Origin of the sequence: Idiomarina sp. A28L (assembly GCF_000218785.1) — a bacterium.
Lineage (GTDB): Bacteria > Pseudomonadota > Gammaproteobacteria > Enterobacterales > Alteromonadaceae > Aliidiomarina.
Map to the genome: position 1 here is coordinate 125,676 of NZ_AFPO01000002.1, position 13,963 is coordinate 139,638.

Annotated in this window: 11 protein-coding genes; 7 read left to right on the forward strand and 4 right to left on the reverse strand. The window is 44.1% G+C overall.

All coding sequences use genetic code 11. The features are described from left to right. Nucleotide 1: 1 nt before the first annotated feature. From A28LD_RS01685 to nspC, 7 genes are all read left to right on the forward strand, one after another. Nucleotides 2-1,381 (forward strand): flavin-containing monooxygenase, encoded by a 1,380-nt coding sequence (locus A28LD_RS01685; protein ID WP_007419324.1) that lies wholly within the window; start codon nt 2-4, stop codon nt 1,379-1,381. Between the two features lie 140 nt (nt 1,382-1,521). After that, the gene (locus tag A28LD_RS01690) at nt 1,522-1,989 is read left to right on the forward strand and encodes a hotdog fold domain-containing protein (protein ID WP_007419325.1); all 468 of its coding nucleotides are present in this window, start codon (nt 1,522-1,524) and stop codon (nt 1,987-1,989) included. Between the two features lie 154 nt (nt 1,990-2,143). Continuing rightward, nucleotides 2,144-3,562, forward strand: coding sequence for a sodium-dependent transporter (locus tag A28LD_RS01695; protein ID WP_007419326.1), 1,419 nt, complete (start codon nt 2,144-2,146; stop codon nt 3,560-3,562). Between the two features lie 62 nt (nt 3,563-3,624). Then, nucleotides 3,625-5,556: a GNAT family N-acetyltransferase gene (locus A28LD_RS01700; RefSeq protein WP_139043479.1), complete on the forward strand. Its 1,932-nt coding sequence runs from the start codon at nt 3,625-3,627 to the stop codon at nt 5,554-5,556. A 224-nt stretch (nt 5,557-5,780) separates the two neighbouring features. After that, nucleotides 5,781-7,931, forward strand: a complete 2,151-nt coding sequence (locus A28LD_RS01705) for a prolyl oligopeptidase family serine peptidase (RefSeq protein WP_007419328.1) — start codon at nt 5,781-5,783, stop codon at nt 7,929-7,931. Between the two features lie 81 nt (nt 7,932-8,012). Then, complete coding sequence (locus A28LD_RS01710; protein WP_007419329.1) at nt 8,013-9,215, forward strand: saccharopine dehydrogenase family protein; 1,203 nt, start codon at nt 8,013-8,015, stop codon at nt 9,213-9,215. Between the two features lie 69 nt (nt 9,216-9,284). After that, on the forward strand, nt 9,285-10,421 hold the full coding sequence (nspC, locus tag A28LD_RS01715) for a carboxynorspermidine decarboxylase (RefSeq protein ID WP_007419330.1): 1,137 nt from the start codon (nt 9,285-9,287) through the stop codon (nt 10,419-10,421). A 57-nt stretch (nt 10,422-10,478) separates the two neighbouring features. On the opposite strand, the gene A28LD_RS01720 is transcribed toward nspC, so the two are convergent. From A28LD_RS01720 to A28LD_RS01735, 4 genes are all read right to left on the reverse strand, one after another. Next, nucleotides 10,479-11,282, reverse strand: a complete 804-nt coding sequence (locus A28LD_RS01720; protein ID WP_007419331.1) for a type III pantothenate kinase — start codon at nt 11,280-11,282, stop codon at nt 10,479-10,481. Beyond that, nucleotides 11,260-12,240, reverse strand: coding sequence for a bifunctional biotin--[acetyl-CoA-carboxylase] ligase/biotin operon repressor BirA (gene birA, locus A28LD_RS01725; protein ID WP_007419332.1), 981 nt, complete (start codon nt 12,238-12,240; stop codon nt 11,260-11,262). Before birA ends, A28LD_RS01720 begins: the two co-directional genes overlap by 23 nt. Beyond that, a complete protein-coding gene (gene murB / locus A28LD_RS01730; protein WP_007419333.1) occupies nt 12,237-13,232 on the reverse strand; it encodes a UDP-N-acetylmuramate dehydrogenase in 996 nt (331 codons plus the stop codon). The genes birA and murB overlap by 4 nt, the downstream gene beginning before the upstream one ends. Nucleotides 13,233-13,391: 159 nt before the next feature. Beyond that, the coding region (locus A28LD_RS01735; RefSeq protein WP_237704237.1) for a YaeQ family protein at nt 13,392-13,963 on the reverse strand (572 nt) is incomplete at its 5' end.

Below are 13,963 nucleotides of genomic sequence, written 5' to 3' on the forward strand. Positions count from 1 at the left end.
CATGCATGCAACTGTTGCTGTAATCGGTGCGGGCCCTAGTGGTTTAACCGCGGCAAAGAACTGTTTGGAAGCGGGCTTGGCTGTTGAAGTGTTTGAAAAAAACAACCAAGTAGGTGGGAACTGGGTATTTAATTCACGCACAGGGCATTCCAGTGTGTACGAAAACACCCACATTATTAGTTCCAAAGCTTGGTCGGAATACGAAGATTTCCCAATGCCTGCTGAATATCCCGATTACCCCAATCACCGGCAGTTGCAAGCCTATTTCGAAAAGTATGCCAAACATTTTGGTGTATATGAAACCATTCGTTTTCAAACCACTGTAGAGCACGTGGAGCGCCAGCCTGATGGCCAATTTCTAGTAACTTGGAGCGACAACCAAGGCAAAGAGCGCAGTAAGATTTTCAGCCATTTAATGGTTGCGAACGGCCATCACTGGAACCCTAAACATCCAGAATTGCCTGACGAATTCACTGGCCGCTACCTACATTCTCATGATTTCAAAGGTGTAGATGATACTTGGCGTGGCAAACGTGTATTGGTTATTGGTGCTGGGAATTCAGCATGCGATGTTGCTGTAGAATCAGCTCGCATTGCAGAAACTGTGCACCTGAGCATGCGCAGCCCGCAATGGTTTTTACCTAAATTTATGTTCGGAAAACCTTCCGATGTGCTGGGAAGCAGAATTCCGCTGTGGGTTCCGAATCGAATAAGGCAGTGGGTTCTAACTAGGCTAGTAAAGTTAATGCAGGGTAGCTACAAAGCCGAATATAACCTTCCCGAACCACAATCTTTATTGCTCAGCCATCACCCTACAGTAAATTCTGATTTACTTGATTTTATTCGCCACGGCCGCATTCATCCCCGCGCTGATATTACCTCGGTTAATGACCAAATGGTTGGATTCAGTGATGGTAAAAATGGTATTTACGATATTTTAGTGGCCTGCACCGGCTTTCGTATTAGTTTTCCATTCTTTGCCAAGAGTTTTATCGATTTTGAAAATTCCGAAAAAGTGCCTCTGTATTTAAAAATGATGCACGAAAAATACGAAAATTTGTATTTTATAGGTTTATTTCAACCACTCGGCTGCATTTGGCCCTTGGCAGATTACCAAGCAAAGATTGCTGTGCAAGAAATTATTGGCCGTTACAAGCGCCCCAAAAACATGCAAGCGGCTATTCAACACGAAATTGAACACCCGCATTTACCATTCGAAAGCGGTAGTAGGCACTCTACGCAGGTTGATTATCATAAATTTCGCCGTGATTTGAAGGCGGCTTTAAAAGGTACTGGCATTGATATCGGCAATGCCCCTGAGGGAAAAGCAGGCGCTTATAAATCTTTTTTACGTGTACAGAACACAAAAAAAGCAGGGTAAAAAAAAGAGCCAACAGATAAACTGTTGGCCCAAGCTCGTTGCTAGCGAACAGCAGGCCGGCAAACCTGCTGTCAGGGTTATAAACGCACCTAATTAAAAATAAGATCACACTTTTTCACCATTTAAATTGAGAGCCATACATGGAATCAAATTATCTATTAGCGCTTTATGCAAGAACCTTACGCCTGCCGTTTGGCCGCATAATATTCTCGCGCCTATTTGCCAGTAAAGCCCCCTACTTCAAAACGATTCAGCCGCTCATTACCCAGTTACGCCCCAATTACTGCGAACTTACCTTCAAAAAGCGCAAGGCGGTGGCCAATCATATCGGTACCGTACATGCTATTGCCTTGTGCAATGGTTTAGAAATGGCTATGGGAGCAGTAGCAGAGGCTTCGATTCCGAAAAACTTGCGCTGGATTCCAAAAGGTATGCAAGTTGAATACACAGCAAAAGCCGATTCAGATATTAGGATAACGGCTGAAATACCCGACGATGCTTGGCAAGTAGGCGATGTTAACGTTGCGGTAAACGGTTTCCGTGCCGATAACGTTAAAGTGATTACGGGATACATTACTATTTACGTTTCAGCCAAGCCAAAAAAATAACGGTATTGCGGTTTCGAGTTTTAAATTATGCGTTTTATCGCATTTGCTGCTCCAACCAGCGCCAGCGCCTAGCTTTGGTGTTTGCCGAACGTGGGTAAAACCTGCTATAACGCCTAGCTATTAATAAAACTATAACAAAAATAGGATTTTAATTATGGAAACGCCTCGCGAACATTTTAGTTCCCGCCTTGGCTTCATTCTTGCCGCCGCAGGTTCCGCTGTGGGTATCGGCAACATGGTTGGTTTTCCGGTTGCTGCTACTAAAAATGGTGGTGGTGCATTTTTGATTATTTATGCGATTTTCGTTGTTTTTGTGTGTTTGCCGATTATGCTCACAGAAATGGGTTTAGGCCGCAAAACGCAATCAGACCCGCATGGTGCCTATATATCGCTTGCTGGGAGTAAGAGCCCATGGCGATTCGCCGGTTGGCTAGCGGTAATTACACCATTTATGATTGGTGTGTTCTATATGGTTATCACCGTTTGGATATTAGGCTACCTAGTGCAAACGGTAATCGGCAATCTCGATGTAATAGCAAATCCTGATTATTTTGGCGTATTTATTAATAATTGGATGGTGTTCGTGTACCTTGCGGTTGTTGCCGCCATTGTTTATTTCGTATTGGTAAGCGGCGTTCGCGATGGTATCGAAAAAGCAGCACGCATTATGATGCCAGCGCTTTTCGTGATGCTGTTGGTGCTCGTAGGCTTCGTTCTTACTCTCGATAATGCCTTCGCCGGTGTGCAATTTTACTTAGTGCCTGATTTCAGCAAAATCGATGGCGGTGTGATTAGCGGAGCACTTTCCCAAGCATTTTTCTCATTGTCATTGGGTATGGGTATCTTAATCACCTACGGTTCATACTTGCGCCAGCGCGATAACGTAGTGGGTGCTGGTAAAATGGTATTACTAACCGATACCGCGGTAGCCTTCACTGCTGGTTTAATGGTGTTACCCGCTATTTTTGCCATTAACCCGGATACCAATCCTGCTGAATTAAGTGAATCTTCGGTAGCGATGATCTTCACGTTCTTACCACAGATATTCCTCGCACTCTCGGCTAATATTGGTTACATCGGCGCGAGTATCGTGGCGGTTATATTCTTCTTATTGGTATTCGTAGCTGCAATCACTTCTTTGGTATCTATCATCGAAGTGCCTACGGCCACTATCGTTCGTAAATATTCATTCTCACGTTCGAAAGCGCTAATGGTATTGGCTGCAACTATGGGTATCTTAACGCTCATCGCAACCGCTTCATTTGGAATGGTGAACTTCTTCACTGATTTTGTAAGCTACGGTGGCGGTTCACGTTCTGTATTCGATGTTATCTATGATGTGTTCTACGATACTGTATTGCCATTGAACGGCTTGCTTATCTGTTTATTCGTAGTTTGGCATTGGCGCACTAAGAACTTACACGATGAATTGGCAATCGGTGCGGTAGGTTACAAGAATGGTATTTTCCAAAAATACATTAGCTTCTCGCTAACAACCTTTATCCCTGTCATTCTTGCCATTGTGTTTATAAATACTGTATTGGATATCTTCTTCGGTATCCCGCTATTTTAAACCGATGCCTTAACTGATAACGCTTTTGAAAATCCCGGCCCTGCCGGGATTTTTTTCAGAGTTTGCATAAAGTTCGAGATATACTGCAACGTATGAATTCAATATCGACAACAAATACAAACTACCGGCATCTGCTACTCATTGCGGCGGATACTGAGTTTCCAAATTTTGCCGCGCCTGTGTTGAAATTAACTGCAAATAACCTCAATCAATATCGGCAATATTTAGGCACTGAACATTACTGTATTTTTTTCGATGCGAGTGCCCAGTTTCATGCCGATGCTTTACTTGCGGTAAGCGGCACACTGGCTGGCGGTGGCCTACTGGTGATAAGGCTTCCAAATCAGCCCAGCCCAAGCTTGCAACGTTTAATTGATACTTTCGAAGCCTCAGGTATTGATACCACAATTACCAGTGCTGAAGCACTCAACAATAAGCTTGCTAGCCATGCTTGCGAGCCGATTAACTCTGGTTTTCAAGCATGCTCAGCAACCCCTGAGCAGGCTTCTGCACTGGAAAAGGTGGAGCATTTTAATAGCGGCGCAGTAATTTTAAACGCGCCTCGAGGCCGTGGTAAATCAAGTTTGCTAGGCCTATGGATACAAGCCCAACATACAAAATATAAGTTCACCCTCTGCGCGCCTTCCAAACGGCAAGCAAATCGAATATTTGCGATGGCTGATTCAGCGAATTTTGAGTTTCTAGCGCCCGATCAATTACCCGGTTATGAACAGGGTGAAAATGAGTGGCTATTGATTGATGAAGCCGCATCGTTACCCAGCCACGTGTTAACCGATTTAGCGAAACACTGTTCCCGGCTCGCTATCGCCACCACTACCGAGGGCTACGAAAGTTCCGGCCGTGGTTTTGCCCTTAGATTTCAGCAAACCTTACCGCAGCACTTTGCTAATATTCTCACGCTAGAATTAAGCACGCCGGTTCGTTGGGGCTCTGGCGACCCGCTTGAAGAAGCTCTAACTCGTTGTTTTTGTGTTTATTCGAATGCCGCAGAAGCAGCCTTATCTGGGCAACCTAACTATCAATATATTCATGCTTCAGCATTGCCTCCTGAGCAGCTGGAACAAGCCTTTATGCTGTTAACCTCAGCTCATTATCAAACCAGCCCAAATGATTTACGCCTACTTCTCGATGATCAAAAGCAGCGCCTGTTTTTGCAATGGCACAACGGTAACCTTACTGGAATTTGCTGGGTTGCTGAAGAAGGGCCAATACCCGAAGAACTTATTATTCCAATTTACCAAGGTAAGCGTCGTCCAGCTGGGCAGTTACTTCCGCAAAGTATGTGCTTTCATTTACGCAGCCAAACAGCGGCACGGCTATCGATGCAACGTATTGTAAGAATTGCCGTTGCACCCAATATCCAGCAGCGTGGAGCAGGAACCGCGCTTTTGCAATACGTATTAGATGCTCTGAAATCCAGTTATGATCTTATTGGTAGTAGTTTTGGCGTAAGTGAACACTTACATCATTTTTGGATAAACAATGGCTTTGTTCCTCTCCGAATTGGCCAGCATATAGATGCTGCTTCGGGAATGTATTCGGCTTTGTATGCACGGCCCTTGGCAAACGAGAACCAAGTTGGCTCGAATCAGGCAAGCGCGCTAGTAGCCGAATTGTTTAGCCGTTTTTGTAGTTACTTCCCATTCCAATTTCTAAAGTTGAACCAAGCCCAGCAATTACAATGGCTTAATGATTGGGTAACTGAAAAGCAACTTACGCGGCCCCACGATCAGCAATTGTTTACCGAATACCTAGCTGATTTTGCTGCCGGCTATATCCCATTTGAGTTACTGCAACCCATACTCGCAAAAGCTATTACGCAAAATAGCTTAGATTATGGGTTATTAAGCTCCAGTGCCGTTAATACGTTGAGCTTAGTGGAGATAGCTGCGGCTTCAGAGTTTCACGGCAAAGCTGCTCTGATCGAGCATTTGCGCGCACTTGCCGATATAGCACTAAGTGATGGGTGTTAACCAAGAGTATTACCAACATAACACTAAGTATTTTCAGCTATCGGCGCTGTAGATTTTAGTATTTCACTGAAATTTAGCTAAATTAAGGTATGCTTAAGTGTAATGCTTATTTGTTTCCGTGCACTAGTTCAACCTATTATTTCAAGGCATTAAACGTTGCTACTAGCTTGCATCAATAAAACTAAAAATAATTATTAACCCAGCACCATCAGAAGAGGTTATTTATGTCACTTCGTCATTTCAAATATTTTACCGCAGCAAGTGTTTTGCTGCTTGCTGGTTGCAGCATCCCTTCTCCCATCTCTGAACCTGAGGAACGTATGGCGTATCCAGAATCCGTGCAAAGCTCGCAAGTGGATACCTATCATGGTGTACAAGTAGCCGATCCATATCGCTGGCTAGAAGATATGGATAGCCCTGCAGTAAAAGCCTGGGTTGCAGCACAAAACAACTTAACACTTCCTCACCTAGCTGAGCTATCAAGCCGAGAAATGCTAAAAGAGCGCTTAACTACTTTGTGGAATTACGAACGCTTAAGCACGCCGTTTCGCATTGCTGACCGGTATTTTTATTACCGCAACGATGGCTTACAAAACCAATCGGTTTTATATGTAACCAATAGCCTATCGAGCCCAGCCCGGGTGCTTATCGATCCAAACAACTTCAGCACCGATGGCACGGTATCACTTTCGCGCACTTACATAAGCCCAGAAGCAAACTACATTGTGTATGGGGTTTCTGATGGTGGCTCGGATTGGGTTGAATTCCGAGTTCGAGATGTACGCACCGGGGAATCACTACCAGATCATATTACCGGTACCAAGTTCACTAACGTAAGCTGGCTGCCCGATGAATCGGCATTCTATTATAGCCGATACCCTGAAGGCGATAATGGCCAAGCCGACGATCAACAAACGGTGCAAATCTATAAACATACACTTGGGCAAGATCAAAGTGCCGATGAGCTTGTTTATAAAATTGATCACGAGCGCCCGATTAATCCATACCCACAAGTAGCCAGTAATGGCCGTTACTTGCTTGCTAATCTTTCGGAAGGGTTCCGTGCTAATGGCATACACGTATTAAACTTGATGGACGATAACGCTGAGTGGCAACCCCTATTTGATGAATGGGATGCCCGCTACAGCCTAATCGAAGCCGATGGCAACATGTTTTATTTCTACACCACGAATAATGCGCCGAATGGCCGCGTTATCGGCGTAGATATTAACCGCCCGCAAGCCGAACATTGGCAAGAGATTATTGCCGAGAAAAATGAAACGCTCGATAGCGTGAATTACGTAGGTGGCCAGTTTTTTGCTAGCTATTTGAAAGATGCCCAATCGGTTGTTGAAATCTACTCAGCCCACGGTAACCACGTTAAGCAATTAGAACTCCCAGAGATCGGCTCAGTTTCCGGCTTTACCGGTGATTCAGACCATCTGGAAACGTTCTTCCGCTTAACTAGTTTCACGCAACCGGGCGCTGTGTATCACTACGATATCGCGAACGATGAAATTAAACTTCACCAACAAACACGAGTGAACGCTGATTTAGAAAGCTACATTACTGAGCAGGTATTTTACGAAAGTAAAGATGGTACGAAAGTGCCGATGTTTATCGTACGCCATAAAGATTCCGTTTTAGATGGTGAAAATCCTGTGCTGTTATATGGTTACGGCGGCTTTAATGTATCGCTTACCCCAGGGTTCAGTGTTGGCCGTATGGTTTGGCTTGAGCAAGGCGGTATTCTTGCCGTACCTAACTTACGCGGTGGTGGCGAATATGGTGATGCATGGCATCAAGCCGGTACCAAACTAGATAAACAGAACGTGTTCGATGATTTCATTGCTGCGGCGGAGTATTTAGTGGCAGAAAACTACTCTTCAGCAGAAAAAATCGCTATTCAAGGTGGTTCGAATGGTGGTTTGTTAGTTGCCGCTGCTATCACTCAACGGCCTGAATTGTTTGGCGCTGCGCTTCCGGCGGTAGGTGTACTTGATATGCTTCGTTATCATACGCCAAGTGCTAATGCCCGTGCGTGGAGCAGTGATTATGGCTTAAGTGAAAATGCTAAAGAATTCGAAGCCCTGTATGCCTACTCGCCTATTCATAATACAGAAGCCGGTGCTTGTTATCCGCCAACGCTTATCACCACAGGCGATCACGACGACCGTGTGGTACCATGGCATAGTTATAAGTTTGCTGCGGTTCTACAACGAGATCAAGGTTGTGCTGCGCCAGTAATGTTGCGAGTTGAAACACGTGCTGGCCATGGTGCTGGCACCCCAACTTGGATGGCCATTGAACAAATTGCCGACCAATGGGCATTTTTAATTGAACATTTAGGCATGGCTAGCGAAAACGCAGAATAATGATTGCATTTGTAAGCGGGCGTAGGCAAAATCGCGCCCGTTTTCTATACAGAATCTCATCAAGATAAAGGGATGAATACAATGTCTCGAGTTTTAATTATCGGCGCCGGCGGTGTAAGCGGCGTTGTAGTAAAAAAATGTGCAATGTTGCCAGAATATTTCAGCGAAATTCACTTGGCTTCACGCACCGTTTCAAAGTGTGAAAAATTACAAGCCGAAGTAGGCAAAGACCGTGTTGTTGGCGTTTATTCAGTAGATGCCGATAATGTGGATGAGTTGGTTACCTTAATTGAAAAAGTAAAACCAGCATTGGTTATCAACGTTGCTCTGCCGTATCAAGATTTGCCAATTATGGATGCGTGTTTAGCAACTAACGTGCATTACCTTGACACCGCGAACTACGAGCCGAAAGATGAAGCTAAATTCGAATATAGCTGGCAATGGGCATACCACGAGCGCTTTAAAGAAGCGGGCTTGATGGCATTGCTTGGTTCTGGTTTTGATCCGGGTGTTACCAACGTATTTACTGCTTATGCAGCGAAGCATTACTTTGATGAAATTCACTATTTGGATATCGTTGATTGTAACGGTGGTGATCATGGCCAAGCCTTTGCAACCAACTTCAACCCAGAAATCAATATTCGTGAAATCACCCAACGTGGTAAATACTGGGAAAATGGTGAGTGGATTGAAACCGACCCGATTAGTGTTCGCAAAGATCTAGATTATCCGGGCGTTGGTGTTCGTGCTTCATACTTATTGTTCCATGAAGAGCTGGAATCAATTGTTAAGCATTTTCCAACGATTAAGCGCGCGCGCTTTTGGATGACCTTCGGTGAAGCCTACTTGAACCATTTGCGTGTTCTTGAAGGTATTGGCATGACCTCAATTAAACCAATTGATTACAATGGCCAGCAAATTGCACCGTTAGAATTTCTGAAAGCTGTGTTGCCGAATCCGGGTTCTTTGGCCGAGGGCTATGAAGGTTTAACCTGTATCGGCACTTACATCACTGGTTTAAAAGATGGCAAAGAAAAAACTATCTTCATTTACAACAACTGTGATCACGCAGCTTGTAACATTGAAGTAGGCGCGCAAGCGGTTTCTTATACCACGGGTGTTCCAGCAATGATTGGCGCTTCGCTTATGTTAGAAGGCACTTGGATGAAACCGGGTGTTTATAATATGGAGCAGTTCGATCCAGATCCATTTATGGAACGTTTGAATAAGTATGGCCTGCCATGGCAGGTAGTTGAAGTTGACCAAAACCCTCTTCGGGATTAATTGGTTCAAACGGTTCGATATAGCCGGCTCTTCGGAGCCGGTTTTGCTTATTTTGGAGATGCAATAACCATGAACAATCCTTTTCTATCGCCAACAATTCCCTCTCCCTGCTATGTGTTGGAAGAACAAAAGCTAATTAACAATTTAAAGTTAATGCAACGCGTACAAGAGCAAAGTGGTGCAAGTATTATTTTGGCGCTGAAAGGGTTCTCGATGTGGAGTTCTTTTCCAATTGTGCGACAGTATTTGAAAGGCTGTACAGCAAGCTCGGCATGGGAAGCTGAGCTCGCCGCCGATACTTTCGGCACTGAAGTTCATGCCTATTCCCCAGCTTACAAAGATTACGATATCGAAGTATTGTTACGTCACTGCACCCATATTTCGTTTAACAGTATTAACCAATGGCACCGCTACCGTGATCAAGTTGCAGCCAAAGGTGTTTCAATGGGGCTCAGAATCAACCCTGAGCATCAGGAAGCTAATACAGAACTTTACGACCCATCGGCTCCGGGATCACGTTTGGGTGTATTAGCGGCGCATTTAGAAGGTGTAGATCTAACCGGTATTGACGGTTTCCACGTGCACAATTTATGTGAGTGTGATTCGTTTGCCCTTGAGCGCACTTTAGCAGCAGTAGAAAAACGTTTTGCCAAATGGTTACCGCAAATGAAATGGTTGAACCTTGGCGGTGGGCATTTAATGACGCGCGAAGGTTATGACACTGAGCATTTAATAGCTCAGCTAAAGCGCTTGCGGGAAACCTACGATTTAGAGATTATTTTGGAACCAGGATCCGCTGTTGCGTGGCAAACTGGGCCTTTGGTATCTGAAGTTGTGGATATCGTTGAGAATCAGGGGAAGATTGCTATTCTCGATATTTCCGCCACCGGCCACATGCCCGACGTATTAGAAATGCCTTATCGCCCAGCTATTACTGGTGCTGATTTACCATCAGTAAAGGCACATACCTATAAGCTTGGCGGCAATAGCTGCTTGGCAGGTGATGTTATTGGTGAATACAGCTTTGAGCAGGAGTTACAGATAGGCGATCGTGTAATCTTTGAAGATATGATGCATTACACGATGGTAAAAACCACTTTCTTTAATGGCGTAGAGCATCCTTCGATTGGCATACTGCGAAGTAACGGTGATTTTGAATTAGTGCGAAAATTTAACTATGCCGATTTTAAAGCACGGCTTTCGTGAGTATTAGAGCCTGAGTAACAGAATAAATTGACATATTTAAGCGGGTTAATACAACAGTTAACCCGCTTTTCTTTTGCTCTCAAGCTGATACCAAATAGCCAAACCTTCAAGTACTAAATCTGGCCTTTGTTCAGCCGTTTCTAATTCATTTAAAGGATAGCTGCGGCTGCTTGCCGTTTCATCCAGCAAAGCATTACCAAAATATTGGCTATCACCACCCGTAAGCCAAATTTTGATTGCCTTTTTATCACCAATTTCTGTTTTTGATAGTTGCGCTTTCGCAGCCGTTAGAGCTTGTTCAACAAAACCATTCAACGAAGCTTTGCAGCCCAAATGAATAGCCCGCTCAGTTGAGGTTCCCAGTAGCTCATTCGGTGTATCATTAGAAACTCTTAACCGTGAGCTTTTATTCACTAGCGCTTCTTGCATTAGCTTCATACCTGGTGCTATCCATCCACCCAAATGGCCTCCATGAGTATCAATAACATCAAGAGTTATGGCGGTACCGGCATCAATAATAATTGCCGCGGTGTGCTCAGATTTTGCCAATAACAACGTTAACCAGCGATCCACTCCCAAAGTTTCTACTTCAGCATAACAATGTTGAATACCGAACCCTGCGGTTGTTCGTGCTTGGTGAAGAACTTTATTACTAGTTTCAGCAAAGATTTTTATACGCTCAATTTGCTCTTCAGCACCAACACTTGCGAACACTAGCTCATCGTATTCGTAAGCCTCAAGTGCACTAAATAACGCGTCAAGCCCATACCCCTTTTCTAGAAATTCAGGCTTCTGATATTCATAAAAGCGAGCTGCTTTCCATGCTGTATTGCCGATTTCAAGAAGTAGCGTTGCGGACACTAATCTCTCCTCCAAAGTAACGTTTTAGGCCATCTTCTTGCTGCACAAGCAGCGCACCAAATTCATCAATACCTTGGCATATACCTTCTTGCTCATGCTTTCCAAGTATTAATTTAACAGGCTTTTGATAAAAATGATCATAACGGCGCCAAACTTCCAATAACCCTTTTAAGTTATCTTCATCATGAACCGAAAGCATTCTCATACAATGCGTAATTAGCTCTCCCGCCCACCAGTTTCTATTTATCGGTTCACTTAAGTGCGCGGCTACCGAAGTGTAAGGTTGATCAATGGTGCTCTGTGCTTCATCCATTTCTAAATTAAGCCCAATACCAATTATAGCTTGGCCTTCACCACCAGCTTGCCCCTCAAGCTCTACTAATATTCCTGCAACTTTTTTGCGCTCGATATACACATCGTTTGGCCACTTCACACTAACGTTCTCTATACCTGCAGAACTCAGCGCCTCGGCAATTGCCAAGCCAAGCGCTACACTCAAGCCCATAGCTGCATTTAAGCCCTGCGATAATGGCCAGTAAATAGATAAATAAAGGTTGTTACCAAACGGTGAATGCCATTGCTTGCCTCTGCGCCCTCGGCCATGAGTTTGCATTTCTGCAAGTACACAACTTCCTGGCGTGGCGCCACTAGCAATGATAAACCTTATATCATCGTTGGTTGAGCTGGTTACGTGATGTAAATAGATAGGAAGATTTTCAAGCACCGGAGGTAGGTTACTTCTAACGCCCCGCTCATTTAATAATTGTAACGGTTTTGCTAACCGATAGCCCTTTCCCGAAACCCGAAATATATCTAGGCCCAAAGCGGTTAGCTTTTCAATATGGTTGTGCACTGCGGCACGGCTAACGTTAAGTGTTGCACCCAATCGTTCACCGGAATGAAATTCACCATCAGCTAAAAGTTGTAGCAAACGGGAATCAAGCTCTTGTCCGTTCATAGTTGCGCCAACAATCCATTTTCTCCCAGTAAACGAACTTCCGGTTCTAGCTCTACACCGTATTTTTCCTTCACCGTATTACAAATATTGCGCGCCAAAGTAAGCAGATCAGCCCCGCTAGCTTGGCCCTTATTAATAAGAACTAGCGCTTGGCGCTGGTGCACTGCCGCATCACCTACCCGCAAAGGCTTTAATCCAGCTCTATCAATTAACCAGCCAGCTGCTAATTTAACTTTATTCTTATCCAACACAAATGCTGGCATATCTGGAAAATTCGATAACAAGCTTTGATATTGTGCAGAAGAAATAACCGGATTCTTAAAAAAACTGCCCGCGTTAGGAATCTCATCCGGATCAGGTAGCTTAGCCTTACGTACTTGAATTACATGCTGCATGATCATCTCTGCAGTTGCATCGTTGGGGAGCGATTGTAAATCTGGGTATTCCAACACCGGCAGCCAATGTTTCGGTAGCTTAAATTGCACCGATGTTATTAAGAGATGGGAATTTTCAGGTTGCTTAAAAACACTATCACGATATTCAAAGTTACAATCTGAGTTATTCATCTTAACGAATTCATGGCTTTTGAAATTATAAACCTGAACTGATTCTATATATCGGCTAATTTCAACACCATAGGCACCAATATTCTGAACTGGCGCCGCACCCACACTACCGGGAATCAATGCTAAATTTTCGAGCCCCGGAATGCCTTCGTTAATTAATTTTTCAACCAGCGAATGCCAGTTCTCTCCAGCCGCCACGTCTATTAACCAATCAGTATCGCTTTCGGTGATTGTTAAGCTTTTAAGCTGGTTGATCAGAACTGAACCGGAATAATTGCTGGTAAATATGGTGTTGGTGCCGGCACCAAGTATCCAAGTGTCATTCGTCCATTCAATCTTAGACAATTGATCCAATGATTCAATAAACACTATACTTTGTGCCGAGCTTTGCAACGAAAAGCTGTGATAGGGTGCTAGTGAGTTCAATTTATATGGTCCGCCAGAATCGCTAAAGTCGATGTATATATTGCTAAACTCTAAAGGTTTATTCTAACAGCTGCGGTTCAAAAAGCTTATGTTTTACACCCACTTAATAATGGCGCCTTTTGTTACTATAAATTTTTTGTGCGAAAACACTACCTGGTTTCAGCGTTGCAGTCTTTCAAGTTCGATAACGGTTTGCTCATTGCCGTGACTTATATAAATAACGCCATCAGTAACCATAAAGCCCCAATGGGAATTTCTGGCCACTGCTTTTACTAATTCATCAAGAGGTTCGATTGGTAACTGTAAGATACTAACATTACTAAGGTTTGTCGTTAATGGAAGCATTTTCTCAAGCCAAACTCGGGCGCTTCCATAAACCAGTAAACTGTATTTATCCCCTTTTCTACTACCTTTTGTTATGCGATCCAAATCTGGCTGGCCAACATCAATCCAGTGTTCGATATCACCATGCAGCGCTTTTTGCCATAAGGCAGGTTCTTCGGTTTCAGAAAGGCCTCTGCCAAACTCTAAACGCTCATGATAGAACAAACCGAAAGCTATAATTCTAGATACTAAGCGTAACTCAGTTTCCGATGGGTGGCGTGCGATAGTGAACTTCACTTGTTCATAACACCCACGATCTGTGTCAGAAATATCGAGCACTATTTTATAAGGCGTTGCTTGCAGAGCCATAACCGTTCCTTTTCCGTTTAGGAAGAACATTGTAGGCG

Coding starts and splice junctions, on each gene's coding strand:
- A28LD_RS01710 (WP_007419329.1), top strand. CDS start 8,013: ATGTCTCGAGTTTTAATTATCGGCGCCGGCGGTGTAAGCGGCGTTGTA.
- nspC (WP_007419330.1), top strand. CDS start 9,285: ATGAACAATCCTTTTCTATCGCCAACAATTCCCTCTCCCTGCTATGTG.
- A28LD_RS01685 (WP_007419324.1), top strand. CDS start 2: ATGCATGCAACTGTTGCTGTAATCGGTGCGGGCCCTAGTGGTTTAACC.
- A28LD_RS01705 (WP_007419328.1), top strand. CDS start 5,781: ATGTCACTTCGTCATTTCAAATATTTTACCGCAGCAAGTGTTTTGCTG.
- A28LD_RS01695 (WP_007419326.1), top strand. CDS start 2,144: ATGGAAACGCCTCGCGAACATTTTAGTTCCCGCCTTGGCTTCATTCTT.
- birA (WP_007419332.1), bottom strand. CDS start 12,240: ATGAACGGACAAGAGCTTGATTCCCGTTTGCTACAACTTTTAGCTGAT.
- A28LD_RS01690 (WP_007419325.1), top strand. CDS start 1,522: ATGGAATCAAATTATCTATTAGCGCTTTATGCAAGAACCTTACGCCTG.